Here is a 23,696-nt window from a genome sequence, read left to right as displayed (position 1 = left end):
CCGCGTCACGCGAGGAGGCTGGAGAACGAACCGGCGTTGGGCCGAATCGGCCCCGAGCGGCACCACACCAGCAGGATCCGTTCCAACGCGTTCGCTCCGGGCGGCGGGCGGCGCGGAGCACGGGCGCCCCGGTTGCGCCGCCAACGGCACGGATACACGGCTTGGCCCGACCCTCAGGTCGGTTTGCTGGAATGACCAGTCTGGCGTAGTTGGTGGTGCTTGCCCCGGAAACTACGACAACCTGACGTAGTGTTCGAGCCGGTCATGCGCTCCGGCGCCATGCGGCGGCTCGATCGGGCCATCCGCACCGTGGCCGACAAGGACGTCACCGTGAGCCTGACCGGCGAGAGCGGGACGGGGAAGGAGGTGCTCGCTCGCCGCGTGCACGAGCTGTCCCATCGCCGCGCCGGCCCGTTCATCCCCATCAACTGTGCCGCCATCCCCGAGACCTTGTTCGAGAGCGAGCTGTTCGGTCACGAGAAGGGTGCGTTCACCGGGGCGACCGAGCGCACGCGCGGCAAGATCGAAGCCGCGTCCGGCGGCACGTTGTTCCTGGACGAGGTGGGGGAGACCCCGCTCGGGGTCCAGGCCAAGCTCCTGCGTTTCCTCGAGAGCCGCAAGTTCATGCGTGTGGGCAGCTCCACGAAGATCGCCGTGGACGTCCGCCTCGTCACCGCGACGCTGCGCCCGCTCGAAACAGAGGTCCGGGAGGGGCGCTTTCGCGCGGACCTCTTCTACCGCATCCAGGGCATCACGCTGGCGGTGCCGCCGCTGCGCGAACGTCAGGCGGACATCGATCCGCTGGTCCAACAGTTCGTCGCCGAGATGTCGGCGCGACATGGTACGCGCCCGCCCCGGCTCACGCGGGCCGCCTTGGCGGCGTTCCGGGAGCACGCCTGGCCGGGCAACGTCCGCGAGCTTCGCAACGCGGTGGAGCTCGTGTGTGTGATGCGAGAGGCCAAGCGCGTGCGCGTCCAGGACTTGCCCGAGGCGATGCGGCTCTCCCATGCGCTCCGCCTGAGCTCGCTGCCGACGTCGGCGACCGCCGCCGGGCGGCAGTCGGGCGCGCTGGAGGTGCGCCTGGACCGGCCGCTCCAGGAGTCCGTGGACGCCATCCTGGCTGCTGCCTTGAGCCTCGAAGGCGGGAACCGCTCACGCGCGGCGCAGCGCTTGTCGGTGAGCCTGCGTACGATGCAGCGCTTCGCCGCCCGCGCTGCGCGCTCAGCCGGCTGAGCGCTCAGGGGCGCGTGTACAGCACCAGCCGCGCGCCCAGCGTGGCGCCGCTCAGGTGCAGCGTGCGGCTGTAGGCGTGCGTGACCTCGAGGTTCGGGCCGAACGAGAAGATGCCGAAGCGCACGGGCTCCCAGAACGCACCCAGGCCGATGATGCTGAGGGCGCCTCCGTCGGCGCGCTCGTCGTCGCCTTGCTTCAGCGTCATGCCTCCGATGCCGAAGTCGGCGTAGAGGCCGGCGTCGCGCCAGGGCCCGCCCTGCGCCCAGAGCGGGAAGGTCTCGACGCGGAACAGGATGCCGAAGCCCTCGGCGTCCAGGTCGTTGGCGGAATAGGCCACGCCCCAGTAACCGATGGCGAAGGTGAACCAGTCGCGCAGCGCGCCACCGATCCACAACGTCTGGCTGGTGCCGAGCCCAACGCCGGTGTCGGCCACGTAGCGGTCGTCGTCGATCTTGCCCGCTTCGTTCGGGTAGCCGTAGGCGGTGGCCGCGAACGGCCCGAGCGACAGGCCTGCCGTGAAGTCGCTGCGGCGCTCCGACTTCTGGCCGTAGTCGCCCTCCCACTCGTTCTCGACCGCCGCCGCGACGCGGGTCGACGCGAGCACCACGAGCAAGCTCAGGGCGGCCGGCGCGCGTCTCATCGGCCCCCGGTATCTGCCGCCTTCCGGCTCGAGGTCAAGGGCTTCTCGCTCGGCCCCGGTCGAACCAAGCTACGCTTCGGGGGTCATGGCCAGGGTCGCCGTCGTTTTCCCGCCGCTCAGGATCTCGCGCGACTTCGTCGACTACCCGTACTTCGCCGATCTCGGGGCGCTCTCGGCGACGGCGGTCCTGGAACAGGCGGGGCACCAAGTGAGCCTGTGCGACGCGCTCGGGACCCCCGACGCCGGCGCAGGGGCGGCGGACGGTTCCTGGTTCGCCATCGGAAGCGCCCCGGAGACCCCCGCGGCAGACGTGTTCGTGGTGGCCTTCACGCCGTTCCATCGCCCGCCGGCGCGGGAGCCGTTCCTCGGGGCGACGCTCGAGCGCATCGTCGCGGCATGCCCAGCGAGCCCTGTCGTGCTCGCCGACCTCTACCAGAGCGGGCAGCACTACGTCGGCGCGGACCCCGCGCAGATCCTCGCAGCCTACCCAGAGGTCAGCGTGCTGCTTCGCTACGAGGCCGAAGCCGTGCTGGCAGAGCAAGTGGCGCGCCTCGCCCTTCGGCGACCCGAGGTGCCCGAGGTAGTGGACTGTCCGGAGCCCGCCGACCTCGACGCCCTGCCGCTGCCGGCCTGGCACGCCATCGACGTCGGCGCGCGCTTCCGCTTGCACGCGCGGGTGATGGCCGAGCTGGGCCGGCCGAGCTGGGCGTTTCCCATCGACGGGCTCTCGCTGCCGCTGGTGACCTCCCGCGGCTGTCCCTACCGCTGCATCCACTGCTCGTCGAACCCTGGCACGGCGCCGGGGGCTCCGAAGCGCCAGCGGCGTTTGTCGGCCGCGGCGCTCGCGCGCCACCTCGATCAGCTGGTCGCGCTCGGCGCTCGGCGAGTCCACGTGCTCGACGAGCTCTGCAACGCGAACGAGCGCCACTTCGACACGCTGCTCGAGCTGGTTCGGGAGCGAGACCTCGGCCTGGAGATCCCCAACGGCCTGCGCGCCGACCACCTGACGGAGCGGCAGATCGAGGCGCTGCGCGGCCGCGTCACCACGCTCAGCGTGAGCGCGGAGAGCGGCGCACAGCGCGTGGTCAGCGAGATCGTGGACAAAGATCTGGACCTCGGCCAGATCACTCGGGTCGCGGAGCAGGTGGGCGCGGCCGGCGTTCCGCTGCTCGTGCACTTCATGATCGGGCTCCCCGGCGAGACGCGGGAGGAGATCAACCAGACCCTGGATTTCGCCCTCGACCTGCACGAGCGCTTCGGCGCCTGGCCCAGCGTGCAGTTCGCGACGCCGCTGCCGGGGACGCGGCTCGCGCGCGCCGTCCGGCAGCTGCCGCTGGTCTCGGACTTCGGACCGTACTTCCAGAAGCGGGCCAGCGCGACCAACGACGCGGCCTCGCCGCTCGAGCTCGAGCAGTTCAAACAGACCTTCGACCTGCGCCTGTCTGCGATGTCGGGGCCCAAGAAGGTGATCCTGAACGTCACCTACAAGTGCAACAACCACTGCACGTTCTGCGCGCTGGGAACGGGCGCGCAGGTGGACGGAAACTTCGAACGCCAGCGACAGCAGCTCGACGACCACCGGCGCCGCGGCGCGACGCTGCTCGACCTCGACGGCGGTGAGCCCACCGTCTACGACCAGCTCTTCCCGCTGATCCACTACGCCCGCGGCATCGGCTACGAGAAGGTCCACGTCACCACCAACGGCCGCAGGGCGTACTACCCGGAGTACGCCGAGAAGCTCGCGCACAGCGGCGCGACGAGCATCCTGTTCAGCCTGCACGGCCCGAGCCGGCACGTGCACGCCGCCAACGTCGGCGTGCCGGAGGCCTTCGACCAGACGCTCCGCGGAGTGAAGAACGTGATGGCGGCAGCGCCCGCCGGGCTCGAGCTCGGCGCCGCCGTGACCCTCACGCTCTCGAACCACCGCCACCTGGGCGAGCTCGCCGCGCTGGTCCACGAGCTCGGCCTGCGCAGGCTCGACGTCCAGTTCTTGACTCCGTTCGGTCGGGCCACCGAGACGGTGGCGCCGGACACGCGACAAGCCGCGGAGATCGTGATGCGGGTCATCGACGCGTGGCACGACCGGATGAAGCTGCGAGTGCTCAACCTGCCGTGGTGCTTCTTGCCCGGTTACGAGCAGTACCTGACCGCCGACCTCGCCATGCTCCAACACCACACGGTGCTGGTGCGCGACGACGAGGTGAACCTGTTCGACTACCTCCGCACCCAACGCAGGTACGAACGGGGATGTGGGACATGCACCCGAAAGGTGTTCTGCGGCGGGTTCTACCGGCTCGCGGACGTGCCGGAGCCCCAGTGGCTGCTTCAGCCCCAGGACTTGGTCCGTCCCGTTGCCCCTTGAGGGTGTGGCAGCGGCGCCACGATCCGAACGCGAGTTGCCGTCACTCGGCTATCGGTCGCGGAGTCGGTTGTCGGCGCGCCAGCGCATTTGCGGCGGTGGCGTGGAATCGACGCTCGGGCACGCGCGTTGCAACCGCCAACCGGAGACGCGAAGGAGGCCCCCAGTGACTCGACCCAAGCGCCAGCGCTCGCATTCGGGAACCGCTTGGCAACCGGTCCAGCCCGGACCGAGCCGGGTGGAGCCTCGTCGCGGATACATCGCCCTGCGCGAACCGGACGAGCGCCAGCCAGCACGCCGAGTGCTCGTCGAAGAGCCGCTGGGCATGATCGCTCGCAAGCTCCGCCAGCGCTGAGGGGTTGGGGGCGCGAGCCGTTGTTCCTGGGGCCGCGAGCCCTCAGGTGGCGAGCGGCACCGCGCTTGGCGAGATCCGCACGTCCGCCGGGAGCTCGACGTGCTCCGGCCAGCGGCGGAGGGCGTAGTTGGCGTAGAGCGCAGCCCCGAGCACCAAGGCGGCGTTCCCCTGGTGCGCGGCCGCGACGGAGACCGGGACGAACATCAGCAGGGTGGCGATGCCGAGCGTCACCTGCACGAGCACGGCTGCCACGATCAGATCGAAGGCGACGCGGGCGTGGCGTGGCACCCCGCTCTTGCGCGCCGCGAGCGCCAGCCCGAGCGCGAACACGAGCACCGCGATCCCGAGCACTCGGTGCTGGAACATCACCGTGATCACGTTATCGAAGCCGTTCCGCCACACGGGCATCATCGCCAGGAGGCCGGCGGGGACCCAGGCGCCGGCCATGAGCGGGAAGGTGGGGAAGGCGTGCCCGGCCTTGAGCCCCGCCACCAGCCCACCGGAGAGCGCGGTGAGCGCGGCCAGGGCGGTGAACCCGAGGAGCGAGCGTCGCAGCCTGGGCCAGCCGTTCGTGACCACGAAGCCGCCGAGCGTCTGCTCGATGGCGAGCCAGGCGGCGTACCCGAAGAGCAGAAAGCCCATGCCGAGGTGCAGGGTGAGCCGGTAGTGGCTGACGTGCGGAGCGTCCACCAGCCCGCTCGCCACCATCAACCAACCGATGAGCCCCTGAAGCCCGCCGAGGGCGAAGAGCAGCACCAGCCGCCGCACCAGCTGGCGGCCCAGGTAGCCCTTGACCAGGAAGTAGACGCACGGCACGGCCACCAGCACGCCGATGCTCCGACCCAGGAGCCGGTGCAGGTACTCCGGCCAGAAGATGCGCTGGAACGCCGCGAGGTCCATGGTCGGGTTCACGTGGCGGAACTCCGGGCTCTGCCGGTAGAGCGCAAAGACGCGCTCCCAGTCCGCGTGACTGAGTGGCGGCAGGGTGCCGACGATGGGCTCCCAGACCGTGATCGAGAGCCCGGAGCCCGTGAGGCGCACGACTCCGCCGAGCACGATCATGACCAGCAGCGACAGCACGCACAGCCAGAGCCAGACGACGACGGCGCGTCGGGCTCGGGGCAGGGCTCGGGCGGGCTCGTTGCTCATGAGATGAGGTCGCCCAGCCGGCGGCGGGCGCGTATGCTTTGCCGCGGATTTCACGGGCGTCAAGCCGCCCTCGTTGCCTCTCATGTCGGTCGTCGTCATCGGTGGTGGAATTGCCGGCCTCGCAGCAGCGTGGGGTCTGGTTCGAGCAGGCGCGCGCGAGCTCTTGCTGCTCGAGCGCGAGGCGCAGCTCTTCGCGCACAGCTCGGGGAAGAACGCGGCCATCTATCGCGCGGTCGAGAGCCCGCGGGCGGTCGCCGAGCTCGGGGTCCGGAGCGCGGCGCTCTTCGACGAGCTGTGCGGTGCGCGGCGAGAGTGGCTGAGGCAAGACGGGCTCCTGCTCAGCTCGCGCGCACGTGAAGCGCTGGTGCCGCTGAGCGAGATCTCGACCAGCGTGGGCATCGAGCACGAGTGGCTCGATCGCGACGAGCTCGTCCGGCGCGCGCCGGCGGTCATGGGCGGTCACGCGACTGCGGCGCTGTGGGTGCCTGGCGGCGGCGTGCTCGACAATCATGGCATCGCCACTGCGCTCGCTCGAGAGATCCGCAGGCATGGCGGACGCATCGAGCTCGGGCACGACGCGACGCGCGTGTCGAGCAGCGCGGGCCGCGTCACCGGAGTCGAGAGCAACGGGCGCAAGTTCGGCGCCGACGTCGTGGTCATCGCCGGCGGCGCCTGGGCCAGCGGGGTCGGCGCGACCTGCGGCGCGCCGCTGCCGCTGACGCCGGTGCGCCGGCACCTGGTGCTGCTCGAGCCCGACGTGATGCCGCCGCCGAGCGCGCCCACGGTCTGGGACGCCGAGCTCGGCGCGTATTTCCGCCCCGAGTCGGGCACGCTGCTCGCGAGCCCCGGCGACGCGGTGCCTTGGCACGCGGAGGAGCCCGCCGCCGACCCCGCCGCGCTCGAGCTGCTCTGGGAGAAGCTCGGCAAGATGGCGCCGTCCCTCGCCGGCTCGCGAGTGCGCCGCCATTGGGCGTGCCTGCGCACCTTCGCCCCCGACAAGGCCAGCGTGGTCGGCGCGGATCCGCGCGTCGCCGGTCTGTTCTGGCTGGCGGGCCTGGGCGGCCACGGGCTCACCGCCGGCGTCGCGGCGGGCGCGCTCTTGGCGAAGTGCGTGCTCGGCGGCGACGACCCGCTGATCGCAGCGCTCGCTCCGGGCCGGATGTCGGCGAGCGCCGACGCCGCTCACTGATGGTTGTGACCGAAGTGCTCGTTGCCCGGTTCGCGACCGAACGAGTCTTTGCCGTCGGGGCCCGGTGCCGGTGCGGGTGCCGGTGCCGGTGCGGCGCCCGGCGCGCCCTCGCCCGGCGGGTGGTCGTGACCGAAATGCTCGTCGCCCGGCGGCCTGCCGAACTTGTCGGCGCCCGCGGCGGGAGGCGGCGCGGCCGCGGATGGCGCGGAAGGATCGACGCGCGGTCCCTCCACCGTCTCGGCCGGCGCCGCCGCGCTCTGCGCGGTCTTGCCGCTGCCGCGCGCGGTGTAGCCGCCGAAGCCGCCGACGGCGAGCCCGACGCACAAGACACCGAGCACCTGCGCCGATGACCAACCTCGGGCGCTCCCGGGCTGCAGGCGTGGGTCTGCCGCCAACGACGCCTCTGCCTCCGCGGTCGCGCGCCGCTTCTTCACGGGCTTTGCCATTCGGCGACCGTAGCACCGCTTCGGGGCGCGCGAGGCAGAATCGGCTTCCGTTGACTCGACCCGACTCTGGCTGTCACCTCGGCCCGTGACCCCGTCCGCCGACGCCGCCATCGCTGAGGTTCGCGCGCTCGCAGCGGAGCTCGGCGTGCCAGCCGAGCCCGTGGTCGTCGCGGACCGCGGCAACCTGGTGCTCCTCCTGGATGTTCCCGGAGAGCCGCTGATCGCGCGGGTCGCGATGGCCACCTCGCTCGTGCGCGTGGGCTTGCCCCTGCCCTGATATGCTGCGGTGGTGGATCCGCTGCTGAAGGAGCTCCCGCCCGGCACCATCGTCGGTGGCGACTTCCAGGTGGAGCGCCTGCTCAGCGCGGGCGGCATGGGGGCCGTCTACGTCGCGCGCCAGCTCAGCACCGGCAGCGAGCGCGCGCTCAAGATCATGCACCCCTCGTTCGTCGCGGATCCGGCCATGCGCGAGCGCTTCAGCCGCGAAGCCCGCGTGGGGGCGATGGTGCCGAGCGACCACGTCGTTCAAGTCGTGGGTGCCGGCGTCGATCCCGTGCTTGGCGTTCCCTGGCTCGCCATGGAGCTGCTCGCCGGCGAGAACCTCGCCCAATGGGTCGCGCGGCGCGGGGCGCTCCCGCCCCACGAGCTCGTCGAGATCTTGCGCCCGGTGTGCCACGCGCTCGCGGCAGCGCACGGTCGGGGCATCGTGCACCGCGACATCAAGCCCGAGAACGTGTTCCTGGCGACCACGCAGAGCACCTCCCACCCGATGATGGTCAAGGTGCTCGACTTCGGGATCGCGCGCGTCTCGGCGGGCGCGGAGACCTCGTCCACGGCTGCCATGGGCACGCCGATGTGGATGGCGCCGGAGCAGACGGAGCTCCGGAGCCAGGTGTCGCCGGCGAGCGACGTCTGGGCGCTGGGGCTCCTGGCGTTCTGGCTCGCCACCGGCAAGATCTACTGGCGCGCCGGCAACGCTGGCGGCGCCTCCGTTCCGCAGTTGATGCGCGAGGTCCTGTTCGAGCCGCTCGAGCCGGCCTCGACGCGCGCGCGGGAGCTGGGCGTGCCGGTGACGTTGCCGCCCGGCTTCGACGCCTGGTTCGCGCGGGCGGTCGCGCGGGACCCAGCAGCGCGCTTCCCGAGCGCCGCCGAGGCCGCGAGCGCGCTCCTCGGCGAGGTGCTCGGCGCGGCCGCCTTGCCGAGCTTCGCGCCGCCGCCCGCTCCCAGCGCTCCGAGCGTCGCGTCGTCGCCGGTCAGCGCCACCGCCGTGCCCACCACCGTGGCGGCGCTGCCGACCCGGCCCAAGAAGCCGGGCGCGCTGGGCCTCGTCTTGCTGTCGATGGCCGGCCTCCTCGCGGTGTTCGGCGCCATCGCCGCAGTCGCCGCTTACCTCTATTTCCGCGACGGCGACGAGCTGCCGCTGGCGTCGAACAGCACCTCGCCGCCCGCGGCGCCGCTCCCGCCGAGCGCGTCCGAGGTCGCGGCCGAGCCCGCGCCGAGCGCGACCGCGCCCGTCGCCAAGACCCCTCGTCCGCACAGCGCGACGACCGCGCCCGTTCCCGATGCCGGAGCCGCGAAGCCCGTGCCCTCGGCCTCGGCGGCGGAGCCCGAGCTTCCCCCGTACAACGCGGCCGCCGCGCAGAGCGCCGTGCAGACCAAGGCGACGTGGGCGGGCACGGCCTGCAAGAGCCACCCGGGCCCCGCGGCGATCGGGGGCACGGTGACCATTCAGCCGAACGGCTTCGCGAAGAGGGTGATCGTCGCGCCCAAGGACCTCGGCAACTCCCGCGCGACCTGCGCCATCGGCATCATGTACGGCGTGAAGACCAGCGCGTACGGCGGCAAGGACACGCACGACCTCCCGTTCACGGTCATCTTCTGAGGCGCGCGTGTGAAGCTGGGTGGGTCCAACGCTGCGCGCTGCGCGAAGTCGGGTGCCGTGGGCGGTTCACTGACCAGCGTTCACGGGCACTTGGCCTCCGAGCACAGCCCCCAGGCATCGTAGGCGTCCAGCGCTTCCTGACTGCGACCTTCCTCGCACTTGGTCAGGCACGTGGGCTGCTCCGCCAGCGGGAGCGCCACGCACCCCGCGCGGCAGTTGAACATCAGGTAGCAGTCGAGGATGACGAAGCAGGCGACGCGGAGCTCGCGGCAGTATTGGTTGTCGCAGATGAGCTCGGGCCCCGGATCCGCGAGGCAACTCTCGGGCGTCGCGCACAGCGCGAGCGGGCAGGCGTTCTGCTCGAGGAAGAGCTGCACTCCGTCCGGGTGCTGCGCGAAGCACGCCTCCAAGCAGGCGGTGTCCGGACAGTCCTTCCAGCACTGATAGGCGGCCTTGCACTCCGCACTCTGGTTGCACGCCGCTTCGGTCTTGCAGCACTGCTCATCGAGGCATTTGAGACACTTGTGCGTCTTGGTTGACGGACCGCACTCCTGGTCGAGGACCTTCGACGCGCCGGAGGCTCCTCCTCCGCCGTCTTGAACGGCACCGCAGGCCGCGCAGGGCGCCGCGGCTCGACACGTCGAGTACGCGTCGAAGGCCGCCTTCGCCGGTCCGTCCGCGGGCGAGCTGCAGCCGGTCTCGCACGACGCAATCGGTCCGCCCCCTGCCTCCGCGGGACAGGCCTCGATGCAGCCCAGAACGCTGGCACAAGCCGGTTCGGCGCCGCATGCACTGCGCTCCAAGGCGCAGCTCGAGGCGACGCACTGGCCGCAATCACTCGCGCCGAAGCTCTGGGCCGACCCACCGGTGCCGCCGCTGCCGCCAGAGCCAGGGTCATCGGAGCTCGAGCTCCCACACGCCACCCCCAGCACGGCTCCCAGAAGGCCGATCGCGGTCAATCTCTGCAGCATGCTTCCCCTGCGGCGATTGGACACGCCACTGGCGCGCTCGGCAAGGGGCTTGTGCCGGCGCGAGCACCGACGAACAATACCGCGCGGATGCGCAGGGGAAGGCGGAGTCTTGCGGCCCTGGCCACGGTCGTTCTGGCAGCCGGGTGTGGCGAAGAAGTCGAGCCTCGCCCGCAGTACGTGGTCGTGGTGGACACCACCGCGCCGTTGGTCGGACAGCTGGCTCTGGACCCGAGTCTATCCGCGGACGCCAGCGTGGACACGCTGAAGATCGACGTCCTCGACGCTCAGAACCAGACCATTGCCAGCGAGACGATCGTGCGCCCGGACGAGCGCGACTGGCCCGTGAGCTTCGGCATCGCGACGGATCAACCCGTGCGGCTCCGCATTCAGGTCTACCGAGGGCTGTTCAGCACGAACGTCGAGGGTGAGTCGGTCCCGCTCGCGGAGACGAGCATCGCCCGTGCCGTGGAGCTGCCTGCTCCCACCGGGCTCGAGCGAGCTCTCGTGGTGGTGGACGCGAGCTGCCGCGGTGCAGCCCCCAGCTTCCTGGGGCCGGCCACCACGTGCATCGACGCCGACCAGCCGATGGCACCCGCCGCCTCTGGAGTCATCCGAATCGACGCCACCCCAGCTACTCAAGCTGGGACATGGCCGGGAGCCCGGGCGGAGCAGTGCAAGCGTGCGCCCGCGCCTGACACTCTGTGCATCCCCGGCGGCTTCGCGGTGCTGGGCGACACCACCATCGTCGATCTGACCCCGGAGCCGGAGGCGCTGACGCCATTGCGACCGGTCCTGATCTCGCCCTTCTTCATGGACACTCACGAGCTCACCGTCGGGCGCTACCGGGCACTGGTCAAAGCGGGGAAGGTAACGGGTGCCGCGCCCATGCTGCAGAATCCCGACCCCGACTCCGCTTACTCATTCTGTACGTGGCGCGGGCCCGACGACGACGCGAACGATCAGCTGCCGCTCAACTGCATCGGATGGGAGAACGCGGCCAAGACCTGCGAGCTCCTGGGCGGTCGCTTGCCGAGCGAAGCCGAGTGGGAATACGCGGCCCGCGGCCGCGGTCAGCGACACCTGTACGCCTGGGGTGGCTCGGCTCCGTGCTGCGCCGCCAGCATGGCGCGCAGTAGCCTCGACATCACCTCCGAGCCCGAGTGCGACGGGGTGGGCATCGAGCCCGTCGGCTCGCACCTCGCGAGCGCCGCATGCAACGGTCTCGGCGACGTCACGCGGGACGGTGTGGTGGATCTGACCGGAGGCGTGAGGGAGTTCACTCTGGACGCCTTCGTTTCGTACTCCGAGGGCTGCTGGCAGGCGGAGCGCGTGCTGCGGAATCCGCGCTGCCCCGGGGCGACCAACCTCCAGAACACGGCCCGCGGCGGCAGCTGGAACGCCGCGCTCTCGGCCTCGCGACTGCCGCTCCGGTCCAAGAACGACGTCCTGGCTCCGACAGTGGGGTTCCGATGCGCCTACGACGACTCCTGACATCGTGCGCAGCCGGGGCGCTTGCCTGTTGGACTACGGCATGCGGGCCGTCGGAACCACAGCCGCGGGATCAATGGTTGGTGACCGTTGCGACTGACGCGCCGCTGCCGACCTTCGGAGATCGCCTGCTGGTCGAGGTGCTGGACGCGGCGGGTGCGCTGGCGTGCTCGGGATGCCAGCGCTCGTTCGACGCTTCGAGCGCGGACCGGTTCCCACTGTCGTTCGGGATCGAAGCCTCCGCGCGCGCCTCGCTCGTGCGCGCGCGTCTGTATCGGGCCGCCAACGTCGGGCCGGACGGGCTCCCCGCGGGGACTGCGCTGCTGGACGCAGTTGGCCGACTGCCGATGGCGGCGGGGATCCGCAAGGTGATGCTCGAGCTCCCTGCGCGTTGTTTCGACGTGCCCGCGGATCCGGCGACCCCTTCCACCTGCGATCCGGTCACGCGAGCGCCGGTGCCGGCGCCCGCGCTAGGCCCACCGCCGGCAAATCCCCCCCAGGCCGGCAGCTGGGCGCCGGCGGCCCCCGTGCCTTGTCCGGGGCCCATCCCCGAAGGCATGGTCTGCGTCCCCGGCGGGCTGTTCCTGCTGGGCTCGTTCATTCCGGTGCGCGTCGGAGCCTACGCGGACGCGCCGGAACGCGTGGTGCAGCTCGCTCCGTTCGCGATCGACGTCCGGGAACAGACCGTAGGCACGGTGGAGGCGCTGCTCCAGCAGGGGCTGGTGGCCACGGCGCCGGTGGCGAAGAACGCTTCGCTGACGTTCTGCACCTTCCTGGGGTTGGACGATCACGCCAACGACGCCTACCCGGTCAACTGCATCTCCTGGAAGGCGGCTTCGGAGATCTGCGCGGCGCAGGGAAAGCGCCTTCCGACCGAGGCCGAGTGGGAGTACGCCGCAAGCAACGCGCCGGCCGAGGACGCCTTCCCGTGGGGGAACGACGGTGATGTATGCGGCAAGGCTTACGTCGGCAGGTCGTCGGTCTTCGAAGGGGCCTCGGTCGCGTGCCACGACGCCAGTACGGTGAAGCAGGTGGGGCCGGTGGTCGGCGGCATGCCGGGCGACGTTTCGGCGCTCGGCATCGAGAACATGGCGGGGAACGTCGCGGAGTGGGTCCAGGACGATTTCGCCACCTTCGACTCCGAGTGCTGGCAGTACGACACGTTTCCGCTCGAGAACCCGAAGTGCGAAGTGAGCACTGATCCCCCGCCGGACAAAGCGCTCCGCGGCGGTTACTGGTCGGCGTCGCCGTTCTACGCGCGAGCGTCGGCGCGAAATCTGTTCGACCGCAAGATCCCTAGCGCGCCCGCTGGGGTTCGCTGCGTGAAGTCTTGGGGGCCGTGATGCTCACCGGCGGGCACAGACGATGGAGGTAAAGATGAGATCGCTCAAAGCGCTCCTGCATTGGACACTGGCAATTTCGCTCTCCGCGGGCCTCGCTCGTGCCCAAGCGGTGAGCGAGCCACCAGCCAGCGTCGAAGACGAGCGCAGCACGAAAGCGCGCGCGGAGTTCAACCGGGGCGTCGAGCTGGTGAAGAACGCCAAGTTCGGCGATGCGCTGGTCGCCTTCGAGGCCTCGGCTCGTCTTCGGCCGCACCCGGTCACGACTTTCAACGTCGGAGCCTGCCAGCGTGCGATGAGTCACTACACGCTGGCTCAGGCCACGCTGGAGCGGGCACTGGCCGAACAGACCCCCGGATCGGAGTTGCCGCCGAATCTGGCCGCGGACGCCAAAGGCTTCTTGGAGCAGATCGAGACGACTCTGGCACGAGTGCCCGTCTCGCTCCGGCAAGCGAACGTCTCGATCTCGGTGGACGGGCGGCCGCTGTCCCCGCGCGGCACGGGGGGCGCTCGTCCGGCGTTCGTGGCTGGTGTGCTGCCGCCGGGCAAGGGGCGGAGCATGAGCGCGCGCGAGTTCGACCTGATCCTCGATCCGGGGGCCCACGTGATCACCGTGACGCGCAAGGGTTACGCAGACGTCGTGCTCAACAAGACCTTCGGCACGGGCAAGCAGCCGCCTCTGGTGCTCGAGCTCTCCCGCTTGCCGGCCACGCTGCGGGTCTCCTCGAACGTGGCGGACGCGATCGTCTCGGTGAACGGGGCGGACATGGGGCCCGTTCCGGTGGACGTGCTTCGCCCCGCTGGCACGCATCGCGTGCTGGTGAAGAAGGACGGTTACGACGACTTCGAGAGCGTGATCACCGTGAGCGCCGGGGAGCAGTCGGACCTCAGGGCCAGCATGTCGCCGGAGCGCGTCCCGCTCACGAAGCGCTGGTGGTTCTGGGCGGGCGCCGGCGTGGTGCTCGCCGGCGGGGCTTTTCTCACCTACGCGCTCACGCGTGACGACCCGAGTCCTCCGCCTTACGAGGGAGGGAACACCGGCTGGGTGGTGCAGCCAAAGGGCGTGCGGTTCTAGGGGCGAGACCCGGAAAAAGCGGCTAACATGAGCCCATGGGTGGCGACTTCGCAGCCGGAGTGGTGATCGCCGATCGCTATCGGCTCGACCACCTCCTGGGCGAGGGCGGAATGGGGTCGGTGTGGGCTGCGAGCCATCTCTTGACTCGCAGCACCGTGGCTCTGAAGTTCCTGAAGCCGGAGGCCACGAAGAACGCAGCGGCCGTGCGTCGCTTCATGCGCGAAGCCCGAGCGGCCACCTCCGTCAACCATCCGAACGTCATCCGCATCCACGACATCTTCCTCCTGGCGGACGGCGCGCCCGTGATGGTGATGGATCTCCTGAGCGGAGAGTCCCTGGGACAGAAGCTGGAGCGCGAGAAGAAGATCGCGCTCCCCGCCCTCGCCGCCATCATGCTGCCCGTCGTGTCTGCAGTCGGTTCTGCGCACGCGGCGGGCATCGTCCACCGCGATCTCAAGCCGGACAACATCTTCCTGGCCCGAGCTCCGGACGGGCGCGTATCGCCCAAGGTGCTGGACTTCGGCATCGCCAAGCTGAATCGGAACACGCCCGACGCCGCAGAGTCCGCGAACCTGACGCGCACCGGGGCGTTGCTCGGCACTCCCTACTACATGTCCCCGGAGCAGGTCTTCGGCGAGAAGGAGATCGACGCCCGCGCAGACGTCTGGTCGGTGGGGGTGATTTTGTACGAGTCGCTCACGGGAGTGCGCCCCGTCGATGGCGACAACCTGGGCCAGCTGTTCAAGGTGATCGCCACCGGGACCATCCGGCCGATCGACGAGGTGGCGCCCGACCTGCCGCTGGCCGTGCGCAGCTTGATCCAGGAGATGCTGCGGACGGACCGCTCGCGCCGGTGTTCCAGCCTGGAGCCCGCCTTCGAGGTGTTGCGTCGCTTCACCAACGAGATGGCGCAGTCGTTTTCCGGCGTCCGGGTGCCAGGCTCGGAGCTGCCCCTGACCTCGGACACGGCCGCCTCGCCGGGCGTCTCCGCGCTCACCCCGAGCTTGCTCGATTCGAGTCCGGGAGACGTCGCGTTGGGGGCCCACCCCCCGACTTCTTCGGCCTTCTCCACTACGGGCCCGGGCCACACCATCGTCACTCCGACGCACCGCCCGCCAGTCCTGGCGATCGCAGTCGGAGCGGCCGTGCTGGTGGCCGTCGCCGGCGTCGCGCTGTACCCGAAAGAGCGCTCCACCTCGGCCGCCGCCGAGACGCAACCCGCTCCGAGCGCAGCCGAAGCTCCGGCGGCGATCAGCAGCGCCGCGAGTCCCGAGGTGCCGAGCACGAGCTCCGCCGACCCTCCTCCATCGGACGCAGGCGCTGCCAGCGTGGCTCCCGAACGTGCACGTACCGCGGTCGCGGCTGGGCGGACTGCTGCGCCTCCGCCCGCGAAGCCTGCGCCTTCGGCGCAGCCCGCCGCCCCCCCGCCGTCCGCCAAGCCAGCAGCTCCGGCGACTGCGCTCGGGGGGGTTGCAGTCGAAGCTCCGTTCTGAGCAGAGGAGGCTCGAACGTCAGCGTCAGGTCCCGCCGCCGTCCGGACCGTCGGTTGATGAGCCGCCGCTTCGGCGGTCAGACGAACCCCATGGCTGCTAGCCGCGGGGCTTCCCTCGCACGTCGAGGTCCTCGTACTGAGCGATCAACCAGTCGTCGATCGTCTTGGGGATGTTCTTCACTCGATCAGGTGGATCGTCGTTCCACACGGTCCAGCACTTAGGCGGCGACTCATCGAGATCGAAGCCGAGAACCCCCGGACCATGACCTTCGAGCGTGACGAGAAAATTCGCCGACGGTCCCGAGCTCCCGAGCGGCCGCCACCCGTCGAACGGCAGCCAGCCCATCGCGTCGTGCAGATCGAGCCAGCCGTCGTGGACCGCGTACAGTGCAAGAAAATCCGCGTGGACGCCGCGGCTCGCCTGCTTCGGAATCGTACGCGCAGGGTAGCCACGCCGACCGTACGTGTCGCCGTCGCCGGTGGCGATGTAGACGAGTGATGGCGGCTGCTCGTTCGCTGTCGCCAGCGCGATGCCCAGTGTAGTCTTGCGGAACAGCTTCACGGTCTTCGGAAGCAGCTTCACGGCGGGCTTCCAGACCTCGTCGAACACGGCCTCGATTGGGTCGCTCGCCGCGAGCGCGCGTCTCCAGGTCTCCGGTAGAGCGCCCGCCGGCTTGGCGATCGGCGCCAGCTCGAGCTTCACCGTCGCGCCAAGGTCGCGGCGGATCTCCTTCAGATTCTGCTTCGTGACCATGGACGGTGGCACAACCGGACCCTGATTATCGACGAGATCCGCACGCCGGCGCAACGTGGCCCCAAGAACCTCGGAGTCGAGGTTCGTCGTCAGGTGGAGGCTGGGCTGCCGAGTGGTGCGCATCGACGCGGGCCTGGTGATGCGGGCGCTGCGGTCGGCGCTGGCGCGAGTCCGCGCTGCGCTGCGTGGCTGACTGATCAGCCCAGCCGCTTGCCGATGATCTCGCCGGCACGCGTCGCCAAGGCCATTGCTCCTGCCTCCCCTCGGCTCGCTTCGCTCGCCGGTCCCCGAATTCGGGCTGCGCCCGAATGGAGGGGACGCGTCGTTCGGAGCTTGGTTACGTCGAGCGGAGTCGAGGCGAGTGGCTTGGCGGCCGCGCTGTGGCAGGAGCTGTGGGCCAAATCCCGCGCCGCCGACGACGGCCGTCGGAGCGTTGCTTCCGGTCGTGCTGCCGTCGCTTGCCTGGCCGTCGGCGTTCTGCTAACGGGTCCGCGCCGTCGAGGTTACGACCACGCCGCCCACGATTTCGCCTCCGCCTTCGGTTTCGAGCTCGATGCGGAGTCCGTCGTAGTCGACGACCTCGAGTCGGCCAAACTCCGGATCATCGACGGGAGTTCGGCTGTCGAGGCGGAATCCGGCGCGCGCGACGCTCTCCGCGGTCGCTCCTGGCGACAGCTCGAAATACGGGGCTGTGAGGCCAAAAGGCGTGAGCGTCCCGAACGGGATGCGCCCGGGACGGTGCGCTCGAATCTTGGTCAAGACACGATCGGTGAAGGTCAGGTCGGTGCCATGGGAGAGGAGCCGGCACATCGCCGTCCCGCGAGCGGGCGGAGAACAATGACTGGCGAACAGCAGCGTGTCTGCGTGGAGCTGAATCGAGTCGCCGAGACAGAACCAGCCTGCGCCGACACCTGCGATAATCCTCCCGGATGGCGGACCATCTTTGTACTGGAAACGCTCACGAGCGTGGATGAACAACCTCGTGCGGCAGTGAGGAGTCTCGCTCCAGTCCCCGGCATCGATGGCGGCGGCCGCTCTCGCGCCTGCGGTGGTCTCGGCCTCCGAGCGACAGGCGCCAATGACGCACAGTAGAATCCAGAGAAACCCCCGGCGCACGCTCGTCATCGTAGCCGCGAACCGACGCGACGGCGATGCGCTGCTTCTTCGGGCAAGGACCGGTGCTGCGCAAATCGTCGTCAGCCCATCCGCTTGCCGATGATCTCACCCGCCCGAGTCGCCAAAGCCATGATCGTCAGCTGCGGGTTCACCGCGATGCTGGTGGGGACCACGCTGCCGTCCACGATGTAGAGGCCGGGGACGTCGTGGCTCTCGTAGCTCGTGTCCACCACGCTGGAAGCGGGGCTCTTGCCCATGCGGCAGCTGCCGAGGGGGTGGAAGCCGACCATGGTCATGTCGTGACCGGCGGGCGTCGCGCGCTCCAGGCGCTCGATGTCGGCCTCGCTCGTGAGCTCGTCGTGGCCGTGGATCTCCGTGAACACGCTCTTCGCGCCCGCGGCGCGGAAGATGCGGGCGATGGCCGCGCTGCCCTTGGCCAGGAGGCGCCGCTCGTGTTTGCCCAGATGGTAGAGCGTGAGGGGCTTGCCGCCGGGGCCGAGGGTGACGCGGCCGTTGGGGCCGTCCTCGACCATCACGCCGAAGGAGGCGACGTTCTCGTACTGCTCCATCGCCTCGACGTACCGCTTGCCCACGAACGGGAAGAGCGTGGCGCCCATGTCGAGCGGCGCGCTGGCGCCCAGCATCAAGATGCCGTCGCGGTGGAATTGATCGACGCCGTGGCCCTGCGGCACGTGGTTGAAGCCGCGGATCGGCTTGTCGAAGATCGCGCTCACGCTGGTGGCCGGGTGCACCGAGAGGTTCCGGCCGACCTGTCCGCTCTGGTTGCCGATGCCGTTCTTCAGCAGCATGACCGGCGTCAGAAGCGCGCCGCAGGCGAGGATCACGGCGCGCGCGCGCACCGTGACCTTGCGCCCGTCGGGCAGGGCGCGACCGCGCACGCCGACCGCGCGACCGCGCTCCATCAGCACCTCAGTGACCTTCAGCCCGGTGACGAGCTGCGCGCCGCGCTGAAGCGCCAGCGGCACGTAGGAGACGTTCATGCTCTTCTTGGCGTCGGTCGGGCAGCCCCACTGGCACACGCCCTGACCGTCGCAGCCGGGCGCGTTGCGGCGCACCGGGAAGTGGCTCCAGCCGAGCTTCTCGCAGCCCTGGCCGATGACGTCGCTGACGGGGCCGCGGGCCTCCTTCGTGGAGGGGGCGATCTCCAGCGTGCCCTCGACCTTCTCGAAGTAGGGCGCGAGGTGATCGGCGGTGAGCTCGAGCAGGCCGAGCTCCGTGCGCCAGCTCTCCAGGATCCACTCCGGAACCCGGAAGCAGGTGCCCGAGTTGATGGTGGTCGAGCCGCCCACGCCCTTGCCGAGCGGGATCGGGATCACGCAGTTGCCGATCACGCCGGTCATGCCCGAGTCGCGGTAGAGTTGCTGGGTGGCGGGGATGGAGCGGCGGGTGAAGTCCTGGCGCTGGTGGTATTCGCCTTCTTCGAGCAGGAGCACGGCGATGCCCTGCTCGGCGAGCTCCTTGGCGACGACCGCGCCACCCGCGCCCGTGCCAACCACGACCACGTCGCACTCCAGCGTCTCGCCCGGCGAAAGATCCCGAGCTGCGGTGACCTGGCGCATCCACGCCTGAGGCTTCTCGGCGGCGACGGGCTTCTCCCAGACGCAGCCCAGGCTCTGGTGGATGCCCAGGTCGTCGAAGAACGCGATCTTCACCGGGTAGGTGAGCGCCAAAAACAGCGCGCGGCGCACCGGGTCGTTGCCGGAGTGCAGCGACCAGATCAGTGCGGAGCGGCGCTCGGTGTCCAGCGCGGCGAAGCGCTGGCCGTGGCGCGCGAGGCAGAGCCCGTCGAGCAGGCCGAGGAGCTTCTGGTAGTGGCCGAGCGAGCGCGAGTCGAAGGAGCCGAGCAGGCGGGCCAGGCGATCGGCGGCGGCCGCGTCACCGCGCGGCAAGATGCGGCCGCCGGGGATCACCGCCTCCATGAGCGCGCGGGCGGTTTCGGCGTGGCGCTCGCCGAACGCGTCGCGGGCGATGGCACCCGGCGGCACCGCTGGTCTGGTGGGGGCGGAGCGGCGGAGCGGCGCCTCGTGGACGACCGGCAGGCTGGTCATGTCTCGGCCTCCGCTGCCTCGAGCAGGGGAGTCGCGCGGCCGCGGCGGAAGGTGCCGAGGAACGGCAAGAGGTCGTTCTTCAGATCGAAGTACAGCATCGCGGAGCCGACGACCTTGGCGTCTTCGTCCAACACCTCGCCGGGCAGCGTGGTCATGGACTTGAGGAGCCGGGTGACGCTCGGAGACTTGTGCCCGACGAAGCGGTAGCGCTTGCCGTCGTCTCCTCGGAACGTGAGGTCGTAGCCGATGAAGCCGGAGAGCGGGCGAACCTCCAGCGTGCCGTTGGCGGGCACCTCCTCGGCCAGCCCCTCGGCGTGCAGCTTACCGCTGAGCGAGAGCTTGCCCCGCCGGAGGTAGGCCACGGCGTCGGTCGCGTCGGCCTCCGCCCGGAACCACATGGTCTTCCGGCCGCTGCCGTCGTTCGGCGTCCAGGTGCCGCGCATCGTCTCGGTGAATCCATAAAGCGGAACAGCCATCCCACACCTCTCTCCTCAGGCTTCTCGTTTGGCGGCCTCGAGCAGCGCCTTGCCGTTTCTCTTCAGGTAGTCGTGCGCCGCCTTCTCGGCGGCCTCCGCGTCCTTGGCCTCCACGGCCTCGAGCACGCGTCCGAGCGCGCGGCGGACCCCGGCGCGATCGGTGAATGCGTCCCGGAACACGTGGGCGCGCCCCAGGTAGACCGCGAACATGGAGCCCGCCAGGGTGACGAAGATCTGGTTCTTCGTGGCGCGCATGATGTTGCGGAAGAACGTGAGCTCGATGCGCTGCACCTCGTCCGGGTCGTCGCCGACGGTTTCGAGATCTGCGAGCACCTGCTTCAGCCGCCGCACGTCCTCTTCGGCGCGCCGTTCGGCGGCCAGGCGCGTCAGGAAGGCCCCGAGCAGCGTGCGCGCCTCGATCAGATCGGAGAGCACCGCGGTGTCGATGCCCGAGGTGCGGAACACCAGGTAAGAGAGCAGGCGTGCGCCGGCCGTCTCCGTGGGGTCGAGCACCACCGAGCCGATGCCGTGCCGGGTGGAGATGAAGCCGAGCTGCTCCAGCCGCTGAAGCGCGTGCTTGAGCGAGGTGCGGTTGACCTGAAGCGAGCGGGCGAGGTCCCGCTCCGGCGGCAGGGTCGCGCCTCGGTCGTAGCGCCCGGCCAGGATGGCCTCCCCCAGCCGGGCCGTCAGGCGGTCCACCAGGCTCTGCCGCTCCAGCGGCTCGACGCTGTTTTCTGGGGTTTCTTGGGCCATGGGTACTGGGCCGGTGAGTGAGTGGCTGAGCCACTGTGCCTCACGAGGGGCCGGCTGTCAACCCGACTATCCTCCCGAGGGATGTCCTCTGGCGCCGCCCCCTCGCTCGCCGCGGAGCGTTGGGCTCGGGCTCGCCGGCACGCCGTGCTCGGCGTCGCCCTGGCGGGCGTGGTCGCGACGGCGGCGCAGTCCTGGCGCTGGTTCGTCGCCTACCACCGGAACGTCGTGGACGACGCGCTCATCTCGATGGTCTACGCGCGCCGCCTCGCCACCGGCGATGGCCTGGTCTTCAACCCGGGCGAGCGGGTCGAGGGCTACACGAACTTCCTCTGGACGCTGACGATGGCGCCCGTCTACTGGCTGTCGCGGCTGTTCTCCGGCGACTTCGTCGAGTGGTGCGTGGCGACCAGCATCCTCGTCTCGGCGCTGGACGTGGCGCTGGTGGTGGTGATCGGCCGGCGGCTCTGGGGCGATCGGGTGTTGCCGATCATCGCTGCCGTGGGCCTGTGCGTGCTCGACAACTCCTACACCGTCTGGGCGATGATGGCCTTGGAGAGTCACTACGTCGCGCTCTGGGCCCTGGCCACGCTGGCGGTCTGGACCTCCGAGCTCCGCCACCGCGCGCTCCTCACGGGGCTCTGCCTGGCGGCCGTGCCGATGGCGCGACCGGACGGCGCGCTGTTCGTGGGCGCGTTCGCGCTCAGCGAAGGCTTGCACGCGCTGGCTCCGCTGCTCCGCCGCGATCGGGCGCTCGCGCGGCGGCGCCTCGGCGCCTTGCTCCTCGCCGGCTCCGTCGCAGCGCTGCTCTTCGGCGCGTATTTCGCCTGGAAGTGGCGCTACTACGGCTGGCCCTTCCCGAACACGTATTACCTGAAGCTCGGCAGCTCGAGGTTCGACGGGCTCGTGCGCGGCATCGGCTACGTGAAGACCTTCGTGGAGGAGCGAGGCGAGCTGCCGCTGGTCGCCGTGCTCGCGTTGCCGTTCGTCCGGAACCCGACCGTCCGCACGCTGGCGCTGTGGGTGCCGGCCCACGTGGCCTACGTCGCCAAGATCGGCGGCGACTTCTACCCCGGGCACCGCTTCCTGGTGCAGCTCATCCCCGCGCTGGCCCTGCTCACCGGCCACGCGCTGTTCGGCTTCGGTGACTTCCTGCGCCGCCCGCGCGTCGCGCTCTGGGTCGCCCGCGCCCACGCGCGCGCCGCCCTCGCGTCGCTCTCCGCGCTCTACGTCGCCGGCGGCCTGGGCCAGCTCTGGCAGCTCGGGCTGTCGAAGGGGCCCTACGCGCTCGAGATCCGCGCCTGGCGTCACAAGGTGGACGAGCAGCGGCGGTACATGTCGTGGCTCGCCGAGCGCAGCAACCCGGACGACTACATGTGCACGGGTGACATCGGCTCCGCTGGCCTCTACGCCAAGCTGCGGGTCATCGACTACTACGGGGTCATCGACGCCTTCGTCGCCCACCAGGACAACCCGAGCTTGGGCCGCGGCAAGGCCGGTCACGAGAAGATGGCGGACGTGGGCTACGTGCTGAGCCGCCGCCCGAAGTACATCAAGTGGGGCTACCTACCGGGCATCTTCTGGAACGACGGCTACTACTTCGACACCTCGATCCCTCTGGACGTCGGCATGCCAGGGCTCTGGGTCCGGGACGACCTGCGCGGGCGCGGCAAGGTCGACGAGGCCGCATCGTTCCGCTTCTCCGCCCAGCCCTACGCGGGCTGGACCGCGACCGGCAACGCCTTCGAGGTCTGGCCCACCAACAGGCCGGCGCCGGGGCAGATGCCCATCAGCTACGCCGAGGGCTTCTTCGTCTCGTCGTTCCACCCCGTGCTCGGCGATCGCGCCACGGGCACGCTGAAGAGCGCGCCGTTTCCCCTCACCGGCGATCGCTTGTTGCTGATGATCGCCGGTGGCCACGACCCAGACAACCTGCGCGTGAGCTTGCTCGTGGATGGTGACCGCCGCTTCTCGGAGACCGGCGCGCGGAGCGAGACCTTCGGCCGCCGTGAGTGGGACGTGAGCGCGCTCCGGGGCAGACAGGCGGAGCTCGAGATCGTCGATCACGTGGACGGCAACTGGGGTCACATCCTGGTGGACGAGGTCGTGCAGTGGGTCGCGGATGCGGGGAAGGGAGGGTGACGCTGGTTCGGCGCCTGGCTCTCGGGGCGCCCTCTTGGTATGCTGCGACGGTGACCTCGAGTGAATCCGAGCGACGTGCCCGTTCAGCAGCGCGTGCTCGTTCGATGGTGCTTCAGAAGGGGCGTCTGGGTGAGCCAGAGGCCGACTTGACCCCAATCTCCGGGTGCGATGCGGTGAGCCTGGTCACCCGGCTCTCGCGCGAGAGCTGGCTCGAGACGGGACTCGAGTTGCCGGGCTATTCGCGCAAGCAGACCCCGTACCGGTTCGTGCGCGAGTCCCGCGGATGATCGAGCTGCCCGACGACTTTCGTGACTTGCTCGTCGAGTTAGCCGACGTCGGCGCCGAGTTCGTGGTCATTGGGGGACACGCAGTCGCTTTCCATGGGCATCCGCGTGCGACCAAAGACCTGGACGTGCTCGTGCGTGCGGTGCCCGAGAATGCTGCTCGAGTGTACGCTGCGCTCGCGGCGTTCGGCGCTCCACTAAGCGCGTTCGAGGTGACTCGAGAGGACTTCGCGAGCTACGACGGAGTTCTGCAAATCGGCTTGCCACCCCGCCGCATCGACGTTCTCAATCGCGCTGCGGGAATCACGTTCGACGAGGCTGTCGAGGACGGCGCACACTTCGAGCTCGAGGGACGCCGGATCCCGGTGATCGGTCTCGAGCCGCTTCTGCGAAACAAGCGCGCCGCGGGTCGTGCACAAGACGTCGCGGACGTGGTTGCCCTGGAGAGCATCCGGCGACCCAGGCACCGTTGACTCCCAGGGCTCG

Annotated in this window: 21 protein-coding genes; 12 read left to right on the top strand and 9 right to left on the bottom strand. The window is 70.2% G+C overall.

From position 1 onward, the window contains the following. Positions 1–249 precede the first annotated feature (249 nt). A complete protein-coding gene (locus HS104_42155; protein ID MBE7486565.1) occupies positions 250–1,233 on the top strand; it encodes a sigma-54-dependent Fis family transcriptional regulator in 984 nt (327 codons plus the stop codon). A gap of 4 nt (positions 1,234–1,237) precedes the next feature. Here the strand turns inward: HS104_42155 and HS104_42150 are convergent, their stop codons facing one another. Beyond that, the gene (locus HS104_42150; GenBank protein MBE7486564.1) at positions 1,238–1,873 is read right to left on the bottom strand and encodes a hypothetical protein; all 636 of its coding nucleotides are present in this window, start codon (positions 1,871–1,873) and stop codon (positions 1,238–1,240) included. A gap of 85 nt (positions 1,874–1,958) precedes the next feature. Here HS104_42150 and HS104_42145 point away from each other — a divergent pair, with 85 nt between their 5' ends. Continuing rightward, positions 1,959–4,235, top strand: a complete 2,277-nt coding sequence (locus tag HS104_42145) for a radical SAM protein (protein ID MBE7486563.1) — start codon at positions 1,959–1,961, stop codon at positions 4,233–4,235. A gap of 394 nt (positions 4,236–4,629) precedes the next feature. Here HS104_42145 and HS104_42140 read toward each other — a convergent pair whose 3' ends face one another. After that, positions 4,630–5,736, bottom strand: coding sequence for a COX15/CtaA family protein (locus HS104_42140; GenBank protein ID MBE7486562.1), 1,107 nt, complete (start codon positions 5,734–5,736; stop codon positions 4,630–4,632). Between the two features lie 82 nt (positions 5,737–5,818). Here HS104_42140 and HS104_42135 point away from each other — a divergent pair, with 82 nt between their 5' ends. Continuing rightward, complete coding sequence (locus HS104_42135) at positions 5,819–6,925, top strand: FAD-binding oxidoreductase (protein ID MBE7486561.1); 1,107 nt, start codon at positions 5,819–5,821, stop codon at positions 6,923–6,925. Here the strand turns inward: HS104_42135 and HS104_42130 are convergent. Continuing rightward, a complete protein-coding gene (locus HS104_42130) occupies positions 6,919–7,371 on the bottom strand; it encodes a hypothetical protein (protein MBE7486560.1) in 453 nt (150 codons plus the stop codon). The genes HS104_42135 and HS104_42130 overlap by 7 nt on opposite strands. An 85-nt stretch (positions 7,372–7,456) precedes the next feature. Here HS104_42130 and HS104_42125 point away from each other — a divergent pair, with 85 nt between their 5' ends. Both HS104_42125 and HS104_42120 read left to right on the top strand, forming a co-directional pair. Beyond that, positions 7,457–7,648 (top strand): hypothetical protein, encoded by a 192-nt coding sequence (locus HS104_42125; protein MBE7486559.1) that lies wholly within the window; start codon positions 7,457–7,459, stop codon positions 7,646–7,648. Between the two features lie 12 nt (positions 7,649–7,660). Beyond that, the gene (locus tag HS104_42120) at positions 7,661–9,253 is read left to right on the top strand and encodes a protein kinase (GenBank protein MBE7486558.1); all 1,593 of its coding nucleotides are present in this window, start codon (positions 7,661–7,663) and stop codon (positions 9,251–9,253) included. Positions 9,254–9,333: 80 nt separating this feature from the next. Here the strand turns inward: HS104_42120 and HS104_42115 are convergent, their stop codons facing one another. Next, a complete protein-coding gene (locus HS104_42115) occupies positions 9,334–10,224 on the bottom strand; it encodes a hypothetical protein (GenBank protein MBE7486557.1) in 891 nt (296 codons plus the stop codon). Between the two features lie 87 nt (positions 10,225–10,311). On the opposite strand from HS104_42115, the gene HS104_42110 reads away from it, so the two are divergent. From HS104_42110 to HS104_42095, 4 genes are all read left to right on the top strand, one after another. Then, on the top strand, positions 10,312–11,715 hold the full coding sequence (locus HS104_42110; protein ID MBE7486556.1) for a formylglycine-generating enzyme family protein: 1,404 nt from the start codon (positions 10,312–10,314) through the stop codon (positions 11,713–11,715). An 80-nt stretch (positions 11,716–11,795) separates the two neighbouring features. After that, a complete protein-coding gene (locus tag HS104_42105) occupies positions 11,796–13,055 on the top strand; it encodes an SUMF1/EgtB/PvdO family nonheme iron enzyme (protein ID MBE7486555.1) in 1,260 nt (419 codons plus the stop codon). Between the two features lie 34 nt (positions 13,056–13,089). Next, the gene (locus HS104_42100) at positions 13,090–14,127 is read left to right on the top strand and encodes a PEGA domain-containing protein (GenBank protein MBE7486554.1); all 1,038 of its coding nucleotides are present in this window, start codon (positions 13,090–13,092) and stop codon (positions 14,125–14,127) included. Between the two features lie 35 nt (positions 14,128–14,162). Next, complete coding sequence (locus HS104_42095; GenBank protein ID MBE7486553.1) at positions 14,163–15,620, top strand: serine/threonine protein kinase; 1,458 nt, start codon at positions 14,163–14,165, stop codon at positions 15,618–15,620. A gap of 96 nt (positions 15,621–15,716) precedes the next feature. Here the strand turns inward: HS104_42095 and HS104_42090 are convergent, their stop codons facing one another. From HS104_42090 to HS104_42070, 5 genes are all read right to left on the bottom strand, one after another. Continuing rightward, complete coding sequence (locus HS104_42090) at positions 15,717–16,385, bottom strand: hypothetical protein (protein ID MBE7486552.1); 669 nt, start codon at positions 16,383–16,385, stop codon at positions 15,717–15,719. A gap of 468 nt (positions 16,386–16,853) precedes the next feature. After that, positions 16,854–17,498, bottom strand: a complete 645-nt coding sequence (locus HS104_42085) for a hypothetical protein (protein MBE7486551.1) — start codon at positions 17,496–17,498, stop codon at positions 16,854–16,856. Positions 17,499–17,569: 71 nt separating this feature from the next. Next, positions 17,570–19,558, bottom strand: coding sequence for a GMC family oxidoreductase (locus HS104_42080; protein ID MBE7486550.1), 1,989 nt, complete (start codon positions 19,556–19,558; stop codon positions 17,570–17,572). Further along, the gene (locus tag HS104_42075; protein ID MBE7486549.1) at positions 19,555–20,034 is read right to left on the bottom strand and encodes a hypothetical protein; all 480 of its coding nucleotides are present in this window, start codon (positions 20,032–20,034) and stop codon (positions 19,555–19,557) included. The genes HS104_42080 and HS104_42075 overlap by 4 nt, the downstream gene beginning before the upstream one ends. A 15-nt stretch (positions 20,035–20,049) precedes the next feature. Beyond that, complete coding sequence (locus tag HS104_42070) at positions 20,050–20,787, bottom strand: FadR family transcriptional regulator (GenBank protein ID MBE7486548.1); 738 nt, start codon at positions 20,785–20,787, stop codon at positions 20,050–20,052. A gap of 81 nt (positions 20,788–20,868) precedes the next feature. Here HS104_42070 and HS104_42065 point away from each other — a divergent pair, with 81 nt between their 5' ends. The 3 genes from HS104_42065 to HS104_42055 all read left to right on the top strand — a co-directional run bounded on the left by HS104_42065 (position 20,869) and on the right by HS104_42055 (position 23,683). After that, positions 20,869–22,926, top strand: a complete 2,058-nt coding sequence (locus tag HS104_42065; GenBank protein MBE7486547.1) for a hypothetical protein — start codon at positions 20,869–20,871, stop codon at positions 22,924–22,926. Between the two features lie 146 nt (positions 22,927–23,072). Further along, complete coding sequence (locus HS104_42060) at positions 23,073–23,213, top strand: hypothetical protein (protein ID MBE7486546.1); 141 nt, start codon at positions 23,073–23,075, stop codon at positions 23,211–23,213. Then, complete coding sequence (locus HS104_42055; GenBank protein ID MBE7486545.1) at positions 23,210–23,683, top strand: hypothetical protein; 474 nt, start codon at positions 23,210–23,212, stop codon at positions 23,681–23,683. Before HS104_42060 ends, HS104_42055 begins: the two co-directional genes overlap by 4 nt. Positions 23,684–23,696 lie beyond the last annotated feature (13 nt).

It is taken from the genome of Polyangiaceae bacterium, assembly GCA_015075635.1.
Lineage (GTDB): Bacteria > Myxococcota_A > Polyangia > Polyangiales > Polyangiaceae > JADJKB01.
This window is presented reverse-complemented; position numbering and strand designations above follow the sequence as displayed.

Excerpts from the sequence above, each read along its gene's own strand:
- HS104_42150 (MBE7486564.1), bottom strand. The coding sequence starts at position 1,873 with ATGAGACGCGCGCCGGCCGCCCTGAGCTTGCTCGTGGTGCTCGCGTCG.
- HS104_42145 (MBE7486563.1), top strand. The coding sequence starts at position 1,959 with ATGGCCAGGGTCGCCGTCGTTTTCCCGCCGCTCAGGATCTCGCGCGAC.
- HS104_42140 (MBE7486562.1), bottom strand. The coding sequence starts at position 5,736 with ATGAGCAACGAGCCCGCCCGAGCCCTGCCCCGAGCCCGACGCGCCGTC.
- HS104_42135 (MBE7486561.1), top strand. The coding sequence starts at position 5,819 with ATGTCGGTCGTCGTCATCGGTGGTGGAATTGCCGGCCTCGCAGCAGCG.
- HS104_42130 (MBE7486560.1), bottom strand. The coding sequence starts at position 7,371 with ATGGCAAAGCCCGTGAAGAAGCGGCGCGCGACCGCGGAGGCAGAGGCG.
- HS104_42115 (MBE7486557.1), bottom strand. The coding sequence starts at position 10,224 with ATGCTGCAGAGATTGACCGCGATCGGCCTTCTGGGAGCCGTGCTGGGG.
- HS104_42110 (MBE7486556.1), top strand. The coding sequence starts at position 10,312 with ATGCGCAGGGGAAGGCGGAGTCTTGCGGCCCTGGCCACGGTCGTTCTG.
- HS104_42100 (MBE7486554.1), top strand. The coding sequence starts at position 13,090 with ATGAGATCGCTCAAAGCGCTCCTGCATTGGACACTGGCAATTTCGCTC.
- HS104_42095 (MBE7486553.1), top strand. The coding sequence starts at position 14,163 with ATGGGTGGCGACTTCGCAGCCGGAGTGGTGATCGCCGATCGCTATCGG.
- HS104_42085 (MBE7486551.1), bottom strand. The coding sequence starts at position 17,498 with ATGACGAGCGTGCGCCGGGGGTTTCTCTGGATTCTACTGTGCGTCATT.
- HS104_42080 (MBE7486550.1), bottom strand. The coding sequence starts at position 19,558 with ATGACCAGCCTGCCGGTCGTCCACGAGGCGCCGCTCCGCCGCTCCGCC.
- HS104_42075 (MBE7486549.1), bottom strand. The coding sequence starts at position 20,034 with ATGGCTGTTCCGCTTTATGGATTCACCGAGACGATGCGCGGCACCTGG.
- HS104_42070 (MBE7486548.1), bottom strand. The coding sequence starts at position 20,787 with ATGGCCCAAGAAACCCCAGAAAACAGCGTCGAGCCGCTGGAGCGGCAG.
- HS104_42065 (MBE7486547.1), top strand. The coding sequence starts at position 20,869 with ATGTCCTCTGGCGCCGCCCCCTCGCTCGCCGCGGAGCGTTGGGCTCGG.
- HS104_42055 (MBE7486545.1), top strand. The coding sequence starts at position 23,210 with ATGATCGAGCTGCCCGACGACTTTCGTGACTTGCTCGTCGAGTTAGCC.